This is a genomic window from Candidatus Poribacteria bacterium (assembly GCA_021162805.1).
Lineage (GTDB): Bacteria > Poribacteria > WGA-4E > B28-G17 > B28-G17 > JAGGXZ01.
Genome location: JAGGXZ010000148.1, coordinates 1 through 2,630, shown reverse-complemented (window position 1 = coordinate 2,630; position 2,630 = coordinate 1). Strand labels below are relative to the sequence as shown.

Sequence of the window (2,630 nt, the reverse complement as noted above, 5' to 3'; positions counted from 1 at the left end):
TCATCTCTCTAACCTCCTCCCATCTGTTCACCGCCCAAAGCCACATCCCTCTTAGCGATCTCTCACCGCAGCCTGATGCCCGGATAAGCAGTGGTAATATCTTGTTAAGAGGGTAGATCCTCCACCGGGAGAAGCGGTAGTCGGTTATTTTGGACAGCCTGGCGAATAAGCTGTTGGGATGGACATATCTGCCCGCCACGAGCATCTTTCTCACCTCCTTCCTGGTGGTCTTTGCGATAGTATACTAAATCATACAATCATTGAAAAGCCCTAGGGGAACTTCAAGTAGGTTGCCTCGAGTTCCTCTTTGTTGTATCATTAGTTCCATCCCGGAATTCCGAATGGGAGGGCGCAGATGTATATTATGGTCATAGGAGCTCATCCGGATGATTCCGAGTTCAGCTGTGGAGGGACGATGATAAAGTTCGGGCGAAGAGGGGATGTCGTCAAGGCGGTTTCCGTCACCAACGGAAATAAGGGACATTTTGCCGATGAATATAAAGTCGATCCGGGAAAGCTAGCCGCGCGGAGGATCTCCGAGGCGAGAAAGGCGGCTGAGACGATAGGAGCCGAGTTCGAGACGCTCGACGTTAACGACGGGGAAGTATATGTAACCGAGGAGTTGACTGAGAGGATTGTCCGATTGATCCGTTCATTCGGTCCCGAAGGCGAGGGGCCTGATCTGGTGATCATAAACCGTCCCGTGGATTATCACCGCGATCATAGATACACCTCCCAGCTTGTGCTCGATGCGACCTATATGCTTACCGTCCCCCTCTTCTGTCCTGACACACCCCATCTGAGGAGAATGCCGATATTCGCTTATTGGTGGGATAGATTCGAGGAAATAAAACCTTTCAGGCCAGACATAGTTGTACCCATAGATGACGTTATAGAGCACAAGATCAACATGCTGATGGCCCATGAATCTCAGGTTTTCGAATGGCTGCCGTATAATTCCGGAAGGCTCGATCAGGTGCCTTCTGATCCCGAAGGTAGGAGGGAATTCCTCGCTCGCAGTGTCAGATCCAGAGGGGAAAGGGTCAAAGATGGATGTCGGGAGAGGATAAGGGAACTGTTCGGTGATCGGGAGATCAAATATGCCGAAGCGTTTCAGATAAGCCAATATGGGAGGCAACCAAGTGAGGAGGAACTGAGGGGATTATTCCCGATATGAGGTAAGGCCTTGGCCGTGCACCCGACTCCGACCAGCCGTCCCAAGCGTTACCCAGGCAGTTAGCTCCAGCCAGGTGCCCCCACGGCACACCCTAAGTCGCCTACCGTTGCTCCCTTCCGGGCCTGGCGGGGTTCAGCGACGTCAGGTTGCGTGGGACCCGACCTTCATCACCACTTACCTGGGCCAGACCTTAAGACGACATGGCCTCGGCCGGGAATTCAGCCCCGCTATAGCGGATTTCGGGTTACAGGGCACCGCTACCTCCCCGCCTAGCACGGCCAAGCTCATGAAGGCTTCTATGGCGGAGAGGGTGGGATTCGAACCCACGGCACGGTTACCCGTGCGCGTGATTTCCAGTCACGCCGATTCGGCCGCTCTCGCACCTCTCCGCCAGATTCTGTTTCAACGGATCAAGGACTTGGTGGAGCAGAGGGGATTCGAACCCCCGACCTTCAGAGTGCGATTCTGACGCTCTCCCAGCTGAGCTACTGCCCCACCTTAATTATTTTTTATGGCGGAGAGAGAGGGATTCGAACCCCCGGCACGGTTACCCGTGCAGCGGCTTTCGAGGCCGCCCGATTCGACCACTCTCGCATCTCTCCGCCCTATCTCCTCTTCCTAAAAAACCCTCTTAAAAGCTCAAGGCTCTCTTGAGCCAAAACGCCGCCGACGAACTCGACCTGATGATTTAACCTCTCGTCGGAGAGAATACCCATCAGGGAAACCACACCACCCGCTTTGGGATCATACGCCCCGAACACAAGCCTTTCAACCCTGGCTAAAACCAACGCCCCGGCGCACATAGGACATGGTTCTAAAGTCACGTAAACTGTCGTTCCCTCCAGCCTCCAATTCCCGATTGTCCTCGCGGCTTCCCTCAACGCCACTATCTCGGCGTGAGCCGTCGGATCGTTCAACGTCTCTCGCAGATTGTGCCCTCTGCCTATTACGACGCCATCCTGAACCACAATTGCTCCAACGGGAACCTCATCCTTCTCGAAAGCCTTCCTTGCCTCAGCTAGCGCTTCCCGCATAAACCTCTCATCACACAACCTTAAACCCCATCCAAACCCCATCAAATCCGATAAGTTATTATAAAGTTCAAAGGGCGAAAAGTCAAGGCAGGACTTCTCAAAAGTTCATGGGGCGTGAGATGAGGAAAATCTAGGCAGCATAAGGGTTTTTGAGCAAATTCGCGATAGATTAGAGCGCGAATTTCCTTTGAATCACTTATACCATCTAAGCCTTTCCCCATCTGCATTCTTCAAAAGTTTTTGCGAAGTCCTGAAGTCAAGGTAGCGCTATCGCGGGGTGTATAAGGGTACTGTATAATATTTTGTGTACGCTCTTATTTACCGAGGATGTTGGTGGGATGAGAAGGTTCCTCAGAGAGTATCACCTCCATTACATACCTGAAACCATCAAACAGATTCATACTCGCAACCCTGATGTG

Annotated in this window: 3 protein-coding genes, 3 tRNA genes and 1 other RNA gene; 1 reads left to right on the top strand and 6 read right to left on the bottom strand. The window is 52.5% G+C overall.

What is annotated here, in order from left to right; genetic code table 11:
- A partial coding sequence (locus J7M22_11195) for a transposase family protein (GenBank protein MCD6507169.1) occupies positions 1–205 on the bottom strand: 205 nt, incomplete at its 3' end.
- A gap of 150 nt (positions 206–355) precedes the next feature.
- Here J7M22_11195 and J7M22_11190 point away from each other — a divergent pair.
- Positions 356–1,177 carry a PIG-L family deacetylase gene (locus tag J7M22_11190; protein ID MCD6507168.1) on the top strand — a complete coding sequence of 274 codons (822 nt, stop codon included), beginning with the start codon at positions 356–358 and terminating at the stop codon, positions 1,175–1,177.
- 13 nt (positions 1,178–1,190) lie between these two features.
- Here the strand turns inward: J7M22_11190 and ffs are convergent.
- From ffs to tadA, 5 genes are all read right to left on the bottom strand, one after another.
- An RNA gene (ffs, locus tag J7M22_11185) (signal recognition particle sRNA large type) lies at positions 1,191–1,455 on the bottom strand.
- A gap of 21 nt (positions 1,456–1,476) precedes the next feature.
- Positions 1,477–1,566 (bottom strand) — tRNA-Ser (locus J7M22_11180).
- 30 nt (positions 1,567–1,596) lie between these two features.
- Positions 1,597–1,672, bottom strand: a tRNA-Ala gene (locus J7M22_11175).
- A gap of 17 nt (positions 1,673–1,689) precedes the next feature.
- Positions 1,690–1,779, bottom strand: a tRNA-Ser gene (locus tag J7M22_11170).
- Between the two features lie 3 nt (positions 1,780–1,782).
- On the bottom strand, positions 1,783–2,253 hold the full coding sequence (gene tadA, locus J7M22_11165) for a tRNA adenosine(34) deaminase TadA (GenBank protein MCD6507167.1): 471 nt from the start codon (positions 2,251–2,253) through the stop codon (positions 1,783–1,785).
- Positions 2,254–2,630 lie beyond the last annotated feature (377 nt).